The organism is Pseudomonas sp. (genome assembly GCF_040514055.1).
Classification (GTDB): Bacteria; Pseudomonadota; Gammaproteobacteria; order Pseudomonadales; family Pseudomonadaceae; genus Aquipseudomonas.
The window spans coordinates 1-13321 of sequence record NZ_JBEVDL010000059.1 but is presented as its reverse complement, the minus strand read 5'-3'; the positions used below and the strand labels follow the sequence as shown (position 1 = coordinate 13321).

At 54.1% G+C, this 13321-nt stretch carries 14 protein-coding genes, 1 tRNA gene and 1 pseudogene; 13 read left to right on the top strand and 3 right to left on the bottom strand.

Annotation, left to right across the window (positions count from 1 at the left end):
• Nucleotides 1-43 precede the first annotated feature (43 nt).
• Nucleotides 44-787 carry a substrate-binding periplasmic protein gene (locus ABWY06_RS13585; protein ID WP_353926089.1) on the top strand — a complete coding sequence of 248 codons (744 nt, stop codon included), beginning with the start codon at nucleotides 44-46 and terminating at the stop codon, nucleotides 785-787.
• 177 nt (nucleotides 788-964) lie between these two features.
• Nucleotides 965-2152 carry a PQQ-dependent sugar dehydrogenase gene (locus ABWY06_RS13580; RefSeq protein WP_353926088.1) on the top strand — a complete coding sequence of 396 codons (1188 nt, stop codon included), beginning with the start codon at nucleotides 965-967 and terminating at the stop codon, nucleotides 2150-2152.
• On the opposite strand, the gene ABWY06_RS13575 is transcribed toward ABWY06_RS13580, so the two are convergent.
• Nucleotides 2088-4307 (bottom strand): LTA synthase family protein, encoded by a 2220-nt coding sequence (locus tag ABWY06_RS13575; protein WP_502948199.1) that lies wholly within the window; start codon nucleotides 4305-4307, stop codon nucleotides 2088-2090. The genes ABWY06_RS13580 and ABWY06_RS13575 overlap by 65 nt on opposite strands.
• A gap of 647 nt (nucleotides 4308-4954) precedes the next feature.
• Entirely contained in the window at nucleotides 4955-5143 is a 189-nt protein-coding gene (locus ABWY06_RS13570) for a PFL_1563 family small protein (protein WP_353926086.1), read from the bottom strand.
• Between the two features lie 360 nt (nucleotides 5144-5503).
• Here ABWY06_RS13570 and ABWY06_RS13565 point away from each other — a divergent pair, with 360 nt between their 5' ends.
• On the top strand, nucleotides 5504-6340 hold the full coding sequence (locus ABWY06_RS13565) for a CvfB family protein (RefSeq protein WP_353926085.1): 837 nt from the start codon (nucleotides 5504-5506) through the stop codon (nucleotides 6338-6340).
• Nucleotides 6341-6439: 99 nt separating this feature from the next.
• Nucleotides 6440-6515: transfer RNA gene (locus ABWY06_RS13560), tRNA-Thr, on the top strand.
• 238 nt (nucleotides 6516-6753) lie between these two features.
• On the opposite strand, the gene ABWY06_RS13555 is transcribed toward ABWY06_RS13560, so the two are convergent.
• Nucleotides 6754-7023 carry a phage integrase N-terminal SAM-like domain-containing protein gene (locus tag ABWY06_RS13555; RefSeq protein ID WP_353926084.1) on the bottom strand — a complete coding sequence of 90 codons (270 nt, stop codon included), beginning with the start codon at nucleotides 7021-7023 and terminating at the stop codon, nucleotides 6754-6756.
• Between the two features lie 315 nt (nucleotides 7024-7338).
• Here ABWY06_RS13555 and ABWY06_RS13550 point away from each other — a divergent pair, with 315 nt between their 5' ends.
• From ABWY06_RS13550 to ABWY06_RS13510, 9 genes and pseudogenes are all read left to right on the top strand, one after another.
• Nucleotides 7339-7950, top strand: coding sequence for a hypothetical protein (locus ABWY06_RS13550; RefSeq protein WP_353926083.1), 612 nt, complete (start codon nucleotides 7339-7341; stop codon nucleotides 7948-7950).
• Nucleotides 7951-9137: 1187 nt separating this feature from the next.
• Nucleotides 9138-9797, top strand: a complete 660-nt coding sequence (locus ABWY06_RS13545; protein WP_353926082.1) for a hypothetical protein — start codon at nucleotides 9138-9140, stop codon at nucleotides 9795-9797.
• 124 nt (nucleotides 9798-9921) lie between these two features.
• Complete coding sequence (locus tag ABWY06_RS13540) at nucleotides 9922-10218, top strand: hypothetical protein (RefSeq protein ID WP_353926081.1); 297 nt, start codon at nucleotides 9922-9924, stop codon at nucleotides 10216-10218.
• 57 nt (nucleotides 10219-10275) lie between these two features.
• A pseudogene (locus ABWY06_RS13535) lies at nucleotides 10276-10556 on the top strand (DUF6881 domain-containing protein).
• A gap of 82 nt (nucleotides 10557-10638) precedes the next feature.
• On the top strand, nucleotides 10639-11058 hold the full coding sequence (locus ABWY06_RS13530; protein ID WP_353926080.1) for a hypothetical protein: 420 nt from the start codon (nucleotides 10639-10641) through the stop codon (nucleotides 11056-11058).
• A gap of 143 nt (nucleotides 11059-11201) precedes the next feature.
• Nucleotides 11202-11567 (top strand): hypothetical protein, encoded by a 366-nt coding sequence (locus ABWY06_RS13525; protein ID WP_353926079.1) that lies wholly within the window; start codon nucleotides 11202-11204, stop codon nucleotides 11565-11567.
• 95 nt (nucleotides 11568-11662) lie between these two features.
• On the top strand, nucleotides 11663-12094 hold the full coding sequence (locus ABWY06_RS13520) for a hypothetical protein (RefSeq protein WP_353926078.1): 432 nt from the start codon (nucleotides 11663-11665) through the stop codon (nucleotides 12092-12094).
• Nucleotides 12095-12170: 76 nt separating this feature from the next.
• Nucleotides 12171-12602 carry a hypothetical protein gene (locus ABWY06_RS13515; RefSeq protein ID WP_353926077.1) on the top strand — a complete coding sequence of 144 codons (432 nt, stop codon included), beginning with the start codon at nucleotides 12171-12173 and terminating at the stop codon, nucleotides 12600-12602.
• Between the two features lie 113 nt (nucleotides 12603-12715).
• Complete coding sequence (locus ABWY06_RS13510; RefSeq protein ID WP_353926076.1) at nucleotides 12716-13123, top strand: hypothetical protein; 408 nt, start codon at nucleotides 12716-12718, stop codon at nucleotides 13121-13123.
• The last annotated feature ends 198 nt before the right edge of the window (nucleotides 13124-13321 follow it).

Below are 13321 nucleotides of genomic sequence, written 5' to 3'. Positions count from 1 at the left end.
GCCGCTGGCAAACCTATTTCCCCAAGGGGCATAAGGGAAGCACATGCATTACTGGGTAGCCGTACTGGTCTTGTGGGGGGTGGCGACAGGGCTGGTTGCCGAACCACTGCGTGTTGGTTTCGGTACCCACAAGCCGCCCTATTTGTTCGAAGGCGAAGCGCGTGGTCTGGAGTACGATATCGTGGTCGCCGCGATGCGCAGCGGCGGATTCGAGGTGGAAGCCTATTACGCCCCCATGGAACGTCTGCACCTGATGCTGCGCCGAGCCGACATTGACTGCATCGCCACCACCAACGAGCAGAGTGGCGTCGCCGCGTATTATTCGGACGTCTATCTCCACTACCACAACGTGGCCGTGGCGCTCGCTTCGCGGCAGTACCGGATCGACAGCATCGAGGACCTTGCGGGGCATTCGGTCAGCGCCTTTCAGCGTGCGCGTTTTTTGCTGGGGCCGCGCTTTCAACATATGGCCGAAGCCAATCCGCGCTACCGCGAGGAGGCGCAGCAGATCGCGCGTAATCGCCTGCTCTACACCGGCCGTATCGAGGTGATAGTCGGTGACGCGCGGATCATCGATTACTTCAACCGCGAGGTGGACAAGCAGGTCGATATTCATCAACCCCTCAGCCGCTTTGCAATCTTCGAACCGACGCCCTATCGCCTGGGCTTTCGCTTCCAGATCCAGCGTGACCTGTTCAACCGCGGGCTGGCGAAGATTCGCCGCAGCGGCGAGTACGAGGCGATCGAGCGCCGCTACGCCGTTGGCGAGTTACTGCCGCAGCCTTAGGGCGTGGCAAGCCCTCGGGTGGGGGGGCAGCGGCTCAAACATTCAGCGGCCCGGCAAGGCGCCGTCGCTGCGGATCTATCCCATGACCCCCGGGTCGAATGCCAGGCCAACATCCAGGCGTCCAACGCTGCATCCAGGGTGTGCAACAACGCCCGGCAACTTTACTGGGAGGAGATGATGTCGACGTTAAAACGTGGCGTGCTGCTGACGCTATTGCTCGCCCCCGGGCTGCTCACCGCAGCCGAGTACTCCAGCGAGCTCGGTACCTTGACCCTGGACACCCTGATCAAGGGGTTGGAGCACCCCTGGAGCCTGGCGTTTCTGCCCGAGGGCGGCATGCTGATCACCGAGCGGCCGGGGCGATTGCGCTTGCTCGATGCCCAGGGCCGGCTATCGCCGCCATTGGCGGGCGTGCCCGAGGTCTACCGGGAGGGGCAAGGCGGGCTGCTGGATATCGCGCTGTCGCCAGCATTCGCCCAGGACCGTCTTTTATACCTGTCCTATGCCGAGGCCGGTGAAGATGGGCTGGCTGGAACCGCGGTGGGCCGGGCCCGGCTGTCGCCGGACAACCGCCGGCTGGAGTGCTTCGACGTGATCTTTCGGCAGTTGCCGAAGCTGTCGAACGGTATGCATTTCGGCTCGCGGCTGGTGTTCGATGGCGCCGGTAAGCTGTTTGTCACCTTGGGCGAAAACAACCAGCGCAGCACCGCCCAGGACCTCGACAAACTGCAGGGCAAGGTGGTGCGTCTCGATCCGGACGGGCGGGTGCCCGCCGATAACCCCTTTGTCGGACGAGCCGGGGCGCGGCCGGAAATCTGGTCCTATGGTCATCGCAATCCCCAGGGCGCTGCCCTGAATCCCTGGACGGGCGAACTGTGGATCCATGAGCACGGTCCGCGGGGCGGTGATGAGATCAACCGGCCGTTGGCCGGGCGCAACTACGGTTGGCCGTTGGCGACCCACGGCATCAATTATTCGCTGCTGCCGATTCCCGAAGCCCAGGGCGAGAAGGTGCCTGGCACCGAAGCGCCCTTGCATGTCTGGGCGCAGTCCCCGGCTATTAGCGGTATGGCGTTCTACAATGGCGAGCGTTTTCCGGCCTGGCGGCAAAACCTGTTTATCGGGGCATTGGCCCAGCAGGCGTTGATTCGCTTGGAACTAGAGGGCGACCGGGTGGTGCACGAGGAGCGCCTGCTTAAGGCGCTGCACGTACGTTTCCGGGATGTCCGCCAGGGCCCGGATGGTTACCTCTACATACTGACGGACGAGGAGGACGGCGCCTTGCTACGGGTTGGCCTGGTCAATGGGGAAGTGGCGGTAGTTCTTCCTCGTCCTGCTGGGCGGCCAGCAACTCCGGCTCCATAGGTTCGGTAATCACACTGAAGTCGGTGATTTCGATGGCGCCACGGCCTTCACCCAGCAGGTGGAAGGAGAACGCTTTACGGGTGGCGGGATTGTCGAAGGTAAAACTCAGGGTCAAGGGTTTGCCGGTTTTAAGCAGTGGCAGGTCTGGAATGGCCACTGCGACGTCCCGGTCGAACTCCTTGGTCTTGAGCAGCATTTTCGCGCCGTTCTTGTCCATGCGCACCGCACGAATTTTCAGCGTGACGGTGGTGCGGGTGCCCTTGGGCAGCTCCAGGTACTGGGCGCCGATCAGGTTGTCCGCCCAATCGTCGCTGTTGTGCTCCTTGAGCTTGATCCGTTCCTTGGTCGCGAACTGGTACTGCTGGCCAAGTTGGCCGCCCAGCAGCGACTGGTCCAGCAGCGCAGCCCGTTGCGCGATCAACCGCGCCTGTTTGCCGCTGAAGCGTCCCAGGTAGCGCGCGCTGTTGGCAATAAAGCCTTCGCTGGCATAACGCCGACACACCTGCTGGAAATCGCACTCGATAAATTCGCTTTTACCGTCGTGCTGGCGCAGCAGGCCGTTGGTGTAGGAGAGCATCTCGCGGCCGGTGCTGTAGTCGCGAAACAGCGAGCGTCCCGACAGGCTGGTCGACACGGGCAGGTCGAAGTAATCCAGCACCGAGGCGCTCAGGTCCAGATGGCCGTAGGTGCCGCGCTTGAGCGCCGGCAGTTGCGCCTGCTCGGGTGCCAGCACCAGGTTGAACCCCCACGCCGAGGCCAGTCGAACCTTCTCGATACCGTGGGATTCGTCGGACGTGACGATCACCAGGGTGTCCTTAAGTACACCCTGCTTTTCCAGGCCGGCAAGAAAGTCCGCCACGGCGTCGTCCAGGTAACCGACCGCCGCTCCCTTGGCGGTAGGGTACTTGTCCAGGTACTCCTGGGGCGCGGAATAGGGCTGGTGGGTGCCGACCGTCAACAGGGTGAGCATCCAGGGCTGTTTCTTTTGGCGCAACTGCTTGACGTAGCTCAGCGCACCTTCGAAGTAGGCCTTGTCGTCCATGCCCCAGGGGAATTCCAGATAGGGCTTGTTCTTGAACCAGTCACGCCCCAGGGTCTTGTCGAACCCCATGTGCGGCATGATCTTGTCCTTGGCCATAAAGCGCAGCCCGGCACCTTGCAGAAAGTGCGTGCTGAAGCCGTGCCGCTTCATTTGGGCGGGCAGGCATTCGAGGTTACGGACCTGGTTGTTGAGCAGCTCGACGCCCTTGGGCGTGCCGCTGTCGAATTTGTCGTAGTCGCCACACAGCATCGCGTACAGGCCACGGATGGTCTGATGGCTGTGCAGCACGTAGTCGGGGGTGTTCATGGCCCGATTGGCCCATTGGCCGAGGCGTGGCATCAGGTCTTCCTGGTAACTGCTGCCGATGGCTGCGCGGTTGGGCGCCAGGTAGGCACCCGGAATTCCCTCCAGGGTAATGATCAGCACGTTACGCGCCTTGCCGCTGCCCGCCAGTAAACGGGTGCCGTTCAGGTCCAGCTGGGTCAGGCCCGCAATATCCGGTGCTACCTCGGGGGTATCACCGTCGAGCCAGTCCTCAAGGCGCAACTGACCGGCATTAAAGCCCTCCGCCAGTAACTTGTGGGTCAGGTTAAACTGTTTCCACTGATCGTCTTCGCTCGGGTAAGCGTATTGGTTGACCGCATGCCCCACCAGCAAGGCGGCGGGCAGCGCCATCCAGTAGCCTGAGAGCTTCAGCCGCCGGGGTTCGGGTACCCGGCGTCCGCCGATCAGATAAGCCAACACCCCGGCTGCCAGTGCCAGGGCCAACCCGCTGTTGGTCAGGCCACTGCCCTGGGTTGAATGACTGAGGAATTGGGGGTCGGTCAGGTATTTGAGATCGCTGGCCTCGGGCATCCGACCCACGGCGCCGATCAATTCCGCATTGCTCAGGGTAAAGACGCACCAGACCAGCATGACCGGCAGCACCAGCCAGAGGGGACGGTTGTGTAACAGCAGCACCAACAGCGTGCCCACGCCTAGGTCGGACAGATAGCCAAATCCCGCGGACCAGCCGAGCCAAAAACGGCCTGCCATGGGGATCAACAAAAAAATTAAAACGAGGGAAGCCAGTGAACCACTGGGGTGCTGCAGCCGAAGGCTGGAAGGGCGCACGGGAACTCCTGAGAGGCGGCGACGCAAGGTTGGATCGAACGGTCGGAAATCGTTGCTGGCGGCTTCCTTGACATGATTCTGAAACAACATTCTGCTAGCCGCCATAGGCTGTTGCCCAAAGCGCAAAATAAAGTATGAGACAGGGTATTTCGTGGCCTGGGATTTATTGGCCAGTGGTGGGTGCGGGGGGATAACGGGATGCTGGGTGGAGCATGCCGGCGAGGGTCGCTGGCGAGGTTCTGCCGGACGCCATCCAGGCCAGGGTCGTCTTGCGGCGACCCGCTACTTAGGCGACTGTCGAACCCGACAGTCGCCGCAGTCGGTCAGTGGCCGAACACGCTGCCGTCAGCTTTCTTGGTTTTTTTATCGGCTTTTTTTTCAGCTGCGGTCTTGGCCGGCTTTTTCTTCGCGGCTTTTTTCGAATCCATGCCTTTGCTCATAACGGTGCTCTCTGGAAGAAGGAGGGGCGGATTGGCGAGGCAGCAACGGCAGCGATATGCTCGCGGCCCATCGTCGACAGGGTCAGCTGCAGTTAAGCCCAGGATCGACCTTAAGCGCGAGCGAATTCAGAGGAGGGGGCAGGCTTGGGTGCAGGCCCTGGCGCTTTGCTCGGGGCGATCAAAGCGCAACATGACGCGAGTGACTAATTACTTCTTGCCGATGGTGATTTGCTTGGACGTCCCGAACACTTGGCCGCTGACGCCCTTGGGGATTTCCTGAATTTCACCGCCGGATTTAAGAAAAGCCGCAACCTGCTCATCAATGGAGCTGTGCGTTTCAACGGCGGGCGCCGGCTTTTTCTTCATTGCTGATGCTTTTACGCGCATGACGGCCATAAACCTATTCTAAATTTGCTATATGGCCAGGCATTGTACACAAAATATCCAGTATTGGCTTGTGCTTATTAGCATAAGCCAGGCACCTGACCCAGGATTTCTGTTTCTTGGCCTGAAAGTTTTGCCGCGGGCTCTCTATCCCGGCGTACCAGCCCTCGCTTTCCGCTGGTCAGAAGCCTTCGCGAGCAGGGACTGACCGGCAGCGCTGGCGGCCTGGCGCCAAGCCCATGGGCCTGGCGCATCCAGGCGCGACGTGCTGCACGGGTTGCTGGCTGGTCCTTTGGCGGTGGGGGCGAGTAGCAACGGCCGATGGCGGGCCATTTCAGGTAGAATGCCCACAGGCATTTAAGGTGGTTGAGCATGGCACTTATTGGACGTTTGAATTGTTTGCAAGTGGTAAAACACACCAACTTCGGTCTTTACCTGGATGGCGGCGCGGACGGCGAAATATTGCTGCCCAATCGTTATATCCCGAAAGATACACCCAGTGAGGTGGACGATTGGCTGAACGTGTTCGTCTACCTGGACAGCGACGATAAGTTGATCGCCACCACCGAAAAACCGAAAGTCCAGGTCGGTGAGTTCGCCAGTTTAAAAGTGCTGGAAATCAACAGCATCGGTATTTTCCTCGACTGGGGGTTGTCCAAGGATTTGTTGCTGCCTTACTCCGAGGAAAAACGTCCGCTGCAGGCCGGCGAATATGTGGTGGTGCATGTTTACCTGGACAAGCACACCCGGCGCATCACCGCCACCGCACGCCTGGACCGCTACCTGGACAACAGCCCCAGCGCCTACCAGGCCGGGCAAGCGGTCGAGTTGCTGGTGGCGGAGCCGACCGAGATGGGTTTCAAGGCCATTATCAACAACCAGCACTGGGGCTTGATCCATAAGAACGAGGTGTTCAAGTTTGTGCGGGTAGGCATGCGCGAGCAGGGGTATATCAAGGAAGTGCGCCGCGATGGCAAGATCAGCCTGTCGCTGCAGCCTGTCGGCGCCCAGGCCAGCGACGCCTTGCACGACAAGATCCTCGGCCTGCTGCGGGACAAGCAGGGCGTATTGATGATCAGCGACAAGAGCGCCCCCGAGGCCATCAGCGCGCTGTTTGGCGTCAGCAAGGGCAACTTCAAGAAAGCCATAGGCGCTCTGTACAAGCAGGGACTGATCGTCATCGCCGACGACCGTATCACCCTGGTATGAGGTAAAAAACTTCGGTCGCGGCGGCCCAGAGTTGACAAGGCGCGCGGCCTTGGCTGAGATACAGGGCCTGCCCGTTTTTTTGGCGTGGGTCGCTGATCCGCCGTTGTAGCTCAGTCGGTAGAGCAACTGATTCGTAATCAGTAGGTCGGAGGTTCGATTCCTCTCAACGGCACCATATAAAACAATGAATTAGAAGCGCCGTTTCGACGAGTTACGCTGCTTTTTAGGCATCTGCCCCCCTTTTGCTCCCCGTTGGGGCCTCCGCTGTAGCCCCATCCGCTGTGCTTAAAGCGCTCTGGCCTGGGGCTTTGATCTCGGTGGCTTCGGCATGGGTGAACACCGTAGAAATACGCCGGGGCCGATTGGTCTTGACCGACTCACCGATATCGCCCAAAGGGTTTTCCAGCACCCCGCTATCTATACAGAAAGACCAGGGCATTCAAGGCCAGGTTCTGCGTAGCCGCCGCGACCTGCCGCTCCACCGCCAGCCAGCTAAGAAAGGTCTTGACCTCATCCGTACCCAACTCGAGGGGATGGCGCAACTGATGGAAGCGGATAACGTAGCGAATCCAGTACCAGTAGGACTTCTCCGTCCGTATGCTGTAGTGGTGCAAACGCATCACCGCACGGAACTGCTCGCGTAGCCGAGGCTTGGGAAGTGGGCAGTCAATGTCGATCTCCATGCTGGTTATACGCACAGTTGTAATGGTAGAGAAAAAAACGGAAGTCAAGCGAATAGGGGCTGGAAAGTCAGCGGCGCGGGTAAGAATATGAGTTTATTGGCGTTTTATGCAAAATGGGCCGAAGTTTTAGGCTGAATTATATAGAATTCACGGTTATTCAATAGGACGGAATTCCGTCTAATCACTGTTAGGCGAATAATGGATCTGCAAACATATATACGAAAGGGGTTTCCTGAGGGGCTTCGGTATAACGAAGCTGCTCAGCTCTGCCTAAGGCTTTATTGCTGTCTTGACGGGTTGCCTGAAGAGTTTCACATGGAATGCACCAAGGATGGGCTGGCTGATACATTTGCTCAACTCACGTCTGAAGGCTTTTTGACCGATAAGCCGCTGCTTGCCTCCCTGTACGGAGCCAACTGCCATCACGTTAATGAGAAAGGGCACTGGGTTGAAGTGATCGCCTCAATATTCAAAAAAGAGAATGCAAGAGATTTTAAACTCGGCGAGGCTGTGGTTAATCGCCTAACAAACCGCTCAAGTTGTTCGCTTCGCTCACTGGGACGGGCTAAAGCCGGTCCCTTACCAAACGTTAGGCCAAAAATGAATCAGCAAAAATTCGGCTCGACGGCCCTAAGAAAAACAATTTCAATAACAGCCCCAGCGTGGGTATCAATCCTCTGTGCAATTGCCTCAGTTTTTATTTTGAAAAATCTCTCCCCAATGCCCAAGTCGGATGCGAGCCAACTCGCATTTTATCTAAACATCATACCTGCATTTATTTCAATTATTGCTGGTAATATTGCACTCGCCAGAGTCATAGATGCACACATATTGGCAAGGCTGCTCCTGTGTTCCATATATTCATGCGGCGCTGTACTTGTTCAGTTTTTCGCTATCTGGTGGGCCTTCATGACCCTGCATCTATAGGATCGTCGGCCGGCCTAGTAAACGGTTCAAGCCGCTTGCTTCGCTCACTCGGGACCGGCTACAGCCGGCCCCTTAACCAAACGTTAGGCCTCTTGATTGACTGACGACACAAGCAAGTATGTTGCGGGCATCGATCTGTCCAGACTTCCATTGCAAGCTGGGCCGGTCTTGATTGCGCTTGGTCAGTCCAACGAGGGCAAGCCGGTTACGGCAACCTGTCCAACCTGTGGTCATGTCATCTCCGTCGAGTCCAGAGGCAACCCGACAAGTGCATGGGTGTACTCTTGCCCATGTGGAGTGTGCAGTGGTTCGTTCCGGGGCCTTTAGTGCTTGCTGCTGCGAGGCCTAACAATTCATTCAAGCCGAACCTGCTACGCGGGTCGCCTTAACTCAGGCGTTATGTGCAAAGGAAGTGCATGAAAAAATTCCAGAAATAAGCTCATCCCTCGAGCTGAAACCGCAGAAGCAAAGCATGTCTTAGGCTTTGAGCCAAACGAGAAATTCTGGGGCAGCACAAAATATGGTGGTGAACCAGACTGGATACAAGACCCGTTCGAGCCCGAGTGCTGCGGCAAGCCCATGACGTTCTATGCTCAAATAGACGGCTTCAATAATTATTTTGAGTTTGGAGACTCCGGGATGATTTACGTATTCGTATGTATGAGTTACTATAAAAAAATTTTCGGAAATGCAGTGCTGCTAGTGCACATAACAATGCGCTCAAAGCGCTCACTCCGTTCGCTGGGACCGGCGAAGCCGGCCCCTTAGCTTAATCGTTAGGTATATGGAAGAAATATTTTCGCTGTACCTTGTAGAGCCCGGTCCACGACCGCCATTTTCATCTGTAGCTAACCATATTTGGGGAGAAGCGGATTTTGATTCTGATGGTAATAGTAGCCACGCTAACGACAATCAGTGGACGGAGCTTACGATTATAATTCGCCCCACAAATCGCGAGCGTCTCGACATAGATCTAGTGTCAGAAAGCCCATTGGTACTCATAATTTGCTCTACTTCTGCTTCACTTGTCCGCGAAGCTGCGCAATTTTTGGTAGTGAACAGCGGAGGCGTCATATGTACAGAGTGGCTACATACCTAACTAGTGGTTCAAGTCACTCGCTTTGCTCGTTCGGGACCGACAAAAGCCGGCCCCTTAACCAGACGTTAGCAAATCAGAAGGAAGTCCGATGCATCCCAAAATTTTAAAGCGCGTTGGCATTATTCTAGTAATTATCGGCGCACTAGATATTGCATACATGATTTATTGTATTGCAAATAAAATTTCTTATTCCTCAAGCTTTAATATATTTTCAGTTATCGCTGGTATGTTTCTTTTTAAAGGCAGTCTAAAAGCTGCATCTTTCGTTAGGTGGTTTGCTGCATTTCTTCTAGGTGGCTTTGCAACTCTTTTGGTGGTTTTCCCATTTTTCCAGCCAGTTAATTTAACAATTACGCAAGTAGAATTGAATCCTGGTAAGATTTTTGTTGCTTGTGTCTTTATGCTTTTTGTATCAGCTGTTTTATATTGGCTGGTACATGAGTTGGGCAGGGATGAAGTTTTACAAGCAATAAAAACAGAAGGTGGAAAAATAAGAAGCATTAAATTTGCCATTGGCTGTGGTATTTTGCTTGTTATGTTGCTCGCTGTATGTATTCATGTTCTCATGAGTGGTGAATCGGCAGGTAAAGCTTCTGCTATTGCACTTAAAGAGGCTGGCTCTGGCTACAAGGCCCATGTAACCTCTTTAAATATTTCTAAGAGCAGTAGCGGCACTACTGTCTCCGGTATCGTTACAGTCTGGAACAAAAATGAAATCCGAACTATCCCAGTTTCTTGGCGGGAATAAAATTGCTAACAAGTCGTTGCATCGGACAGTTTTTAAGTCGCAATTTTATGGTTTTGCTGCGCAAAAGTATTCCATAAAACCACAACTTAAAAACTGCCGCTGAACTCGGCGTTAGGCCTCAGCTATGAAACATTTCTTGCAGGTTCAAGACGCATTTCAGGTAACCGGCCAGGGACTTGTCGTTGTACCTGACATCCCAATCCCACCCCGATTTGCAAACTTCACCGACATGGTTACGGTCGAGCCTCCCGACTCCGCTCCATTTCAAGCACAGGCGGATTTTTTCCTGAGCCATTTCAGCCCAGGCGGATTCAAACTACTTATCACGTTCCGGGAGCTGCCCAAAGAGTCTTTACCAATTGGCAGTAACATCCTCGCGTCGGAGTCAGTTGCTGACAGGATTCTGGTCGCAGAGGCCTAACAATTCATTCAAGCCGAACCCGCTTCGCGGGTCGGCTTAATTCAGGCGTTTGGTGTCATGGAATACATCAATGTAGCTTGGAAGCACGAGTCAGAATCTGAGCCAGTACGTTTGGTATCGGAGCTTGATGCTCAGCGATTTGAGACACGTAAGATGGAGTTTTCCGTAATGGTGAGGTTGGTTACGCCTCGATCACTGAATCAACTCCCGGCACTGATTTAGGTTTAATGGCCGTGCCACACCTAAAAGAGATAAATTCAGATGCGCAATTTCAGGGTATAGAAATTAGTCACCATGAATTTGAGTGGCTTTGGGCCAGACACGTGGTCGGCACCTAACAACTGCTGGTTCAAACCGTTCCCTTCGCTCACTGGGACGGGCTAAAGCTCGCCCCTTAACCAAACGTTAGGCGGTAGAGCCATGCTTGATCTGAACCATCCAGAGACGAAATACACATTTGCTATCTCAGGCCAAGACGATGCAATTTTGTCGATAGCAAAACGCATGACACTCGTAGATACTGCCGCAAAAAAATTGCTTCTTCCTCGCGCGCACGAAGCAACCTCGAAGATGCGTCAAATTTGTATTGCAGGATGGGGTAAGAGACAAGGCAAATTGGAAGCAATTGATTTGTTACATTTGCAGATTGCCGAGCTTGCTGCGACTCCATCATTAAACAACTACGTCACTGACTGGCAAGATAAAGTCTGCACTGTTTGCCAGTCGTCGATCACTAATCTCGAAAACTACAAAGATATGTGTTATTGTCAAAAATGCCTTGAGCTGATTGCGGGCGGGCGCCATGCCGTTAACGTAGCATTCGCGCTGTGGTGCATATGACGTCTATGCATTAGCGGCGTCCGGATCAAAGCCCGCTGCCTATCCAAAATCCCACAGTGCCGGTACCTAACAATGCGCTTAAATCGTTCGCTTCGCTCACTGGGACCGGCTAATCATTATGAGTCATAGAGCCGGACGCCAGCATGTTTAGGAAATTATTCAGCAAGAACAGAGCTCAAGAGAAAATATTTATTATGCCCTTCCATGTGAAGGCTCTTGAGAAATCGATTATGCCCCCTGATTTTGGCGGAGCATATGTAAGTTGCTATACGTCGGGCGCAAGCTATCTGGAAGCGACCGAGAAAGCTTTGGAAAAATTGGCTAATGACGGTTTACATCCAGAAGAACTTCTTCAACCCATACATGAAATGCCGATTTCTGATTGGACAGCCCATATAAATGAGCAGTGGCGGGACCATGTTGGAAATCTACCTACCCAAACTAAATTTGAGAAACATATGGAATCTGGAGGGGTGGTTTATGGCCCATTTGGTTCATATTCACCCTAAATCACTCATAACAATTGGTTCAAGCCGCTCGCTTCGCTCACTCGGGACCGGCTGAAGCCGGCCTCTTAACCAAACTTTAGGCAAATGGGGACTTCATGAAATCTAAATATGGTCGCTTAATCTTTTTGTCAGTTGTGCTCGCTGCAGGGGTTAGCGCTTTTTTGTCCGAAAGAAAAAAAGCTCATAAAGAAGAATGGCTGCAGAAAGTTTCAGCACAAATAAATGACCAACTACCAGCTGAGCTTATCCCTGGAATAATGACAGAAAAAACAAGTATTAACTCAGATTTACAGCTAATTTTTTCATATAAATTACTTGCGCTTGATACATCTGCTGAAACCTCTGAGTTCGTTAGTTCCCAGTTAATATCCCCACTAAAAGAAAAATTTTGTACCTCTCCAGCGTTTTCTGTTTTTCTTGAAGAAAGTGTTAATGTTGAGCTTAGAATCTCTGATCGTACGGGCAAGCATGTTACGACAGAACAGCTCTCTCAAAAAACTTGCGGCGGCGGCCTAACAAACGGCTAAAATCTCTCGCTACGCTGACTCGGGACGGGCTAAAGCCCGCCCCTTAACCAAACGTTAGGCGGCTACTGGATACGCCATGTTCGACCAATACTTTCAGGGCTGGGAAGTTCGGCCAGAGTTCCAACCAGAGTTCATTTCCCTTTGGGAGGGTTGGCTCGGTCCCGGACACATCCACGAGCTTGATCAGGTGGCAGAGCCCCAGTGGCAGCGCTTTAACGCCCTACTGAAACTGGTCGTAGAGCGCTACGACGTTCTGCGTGCCGATCCTGAGCGGAGCCAAGTCACACTGATCTCTAACCCAGATGAGATCACGCAGTCATTTGACGCTTCTATGGCAAAAGATGCCTCTCAGTTTGTTCGGTTGGTCATTCCTGCGCTGGGCTGCGTCCTGGCGGAAGATTGGGATTTTACGTACATCTTGTGGTACAAAGACCAGGCGGCAGTCGACGCGCTGGCTCCTCTTGTGGAAAGCGCCGGGCTCCACCACTTCAGGCGGTCCGCCGCCTAACTAATCATTCAAGCCGACGCCTTCGGCGCGGCTTAATTCAGGCGTTAGGTTGCAATGGAAGTTCATGCAAGATACGTAAGTATTTATTAGCTGCTGCTATGTTAGTTTGGTCTATGATGTACTTTGGTATTCTCTTTGTGATGCTTAGGTATGTCGGAGCGCACGAACTAGTCCACGCGTTTTTTGACGTCCCACAAATTCGTTCGATTATTTTAAAAATGGCCGGGCTAGGGGCGCTATATATGTTGTTCGGCGTCACTGTGCTCCGCTATAACGCCACTCACACCCAGCGTCTTTTGTTGCTCAGTGGGCCCACTCTTATTGCCATTGCGTTCTTTGTTCAACTGGCTTGGTTTATAGTGCATCCGGCAGCGCCGTCAGGCATGCGCGACCTTTTAGCTCAAGGGTACTCCCTGCGCACAATGATGGCCGCAATACCTTTGTTTCTGGCGGTCTGGGTCTGGCTGTTTGTTAGAAAACGAGAGTTTTCGGTGCAACCTAACCAGTGGTTAAACCGTTAGCTCCGTTCATTGGGACGGGCTAAAACCCGCCCCTTAACCAAACGTTAGGTACCGCAAATGGCCAAGGAGTGGTATTCAGTCAAAGGGCTTTTCCGCTGGTATATGAAGGCGGACGGCGTCACAGACCGCATAGAAGAAAGAGTGGTGCTTTTCGAAGCAAATAGCTTCGATCATGCTTTAAATCTTGCAGAAGTGGAG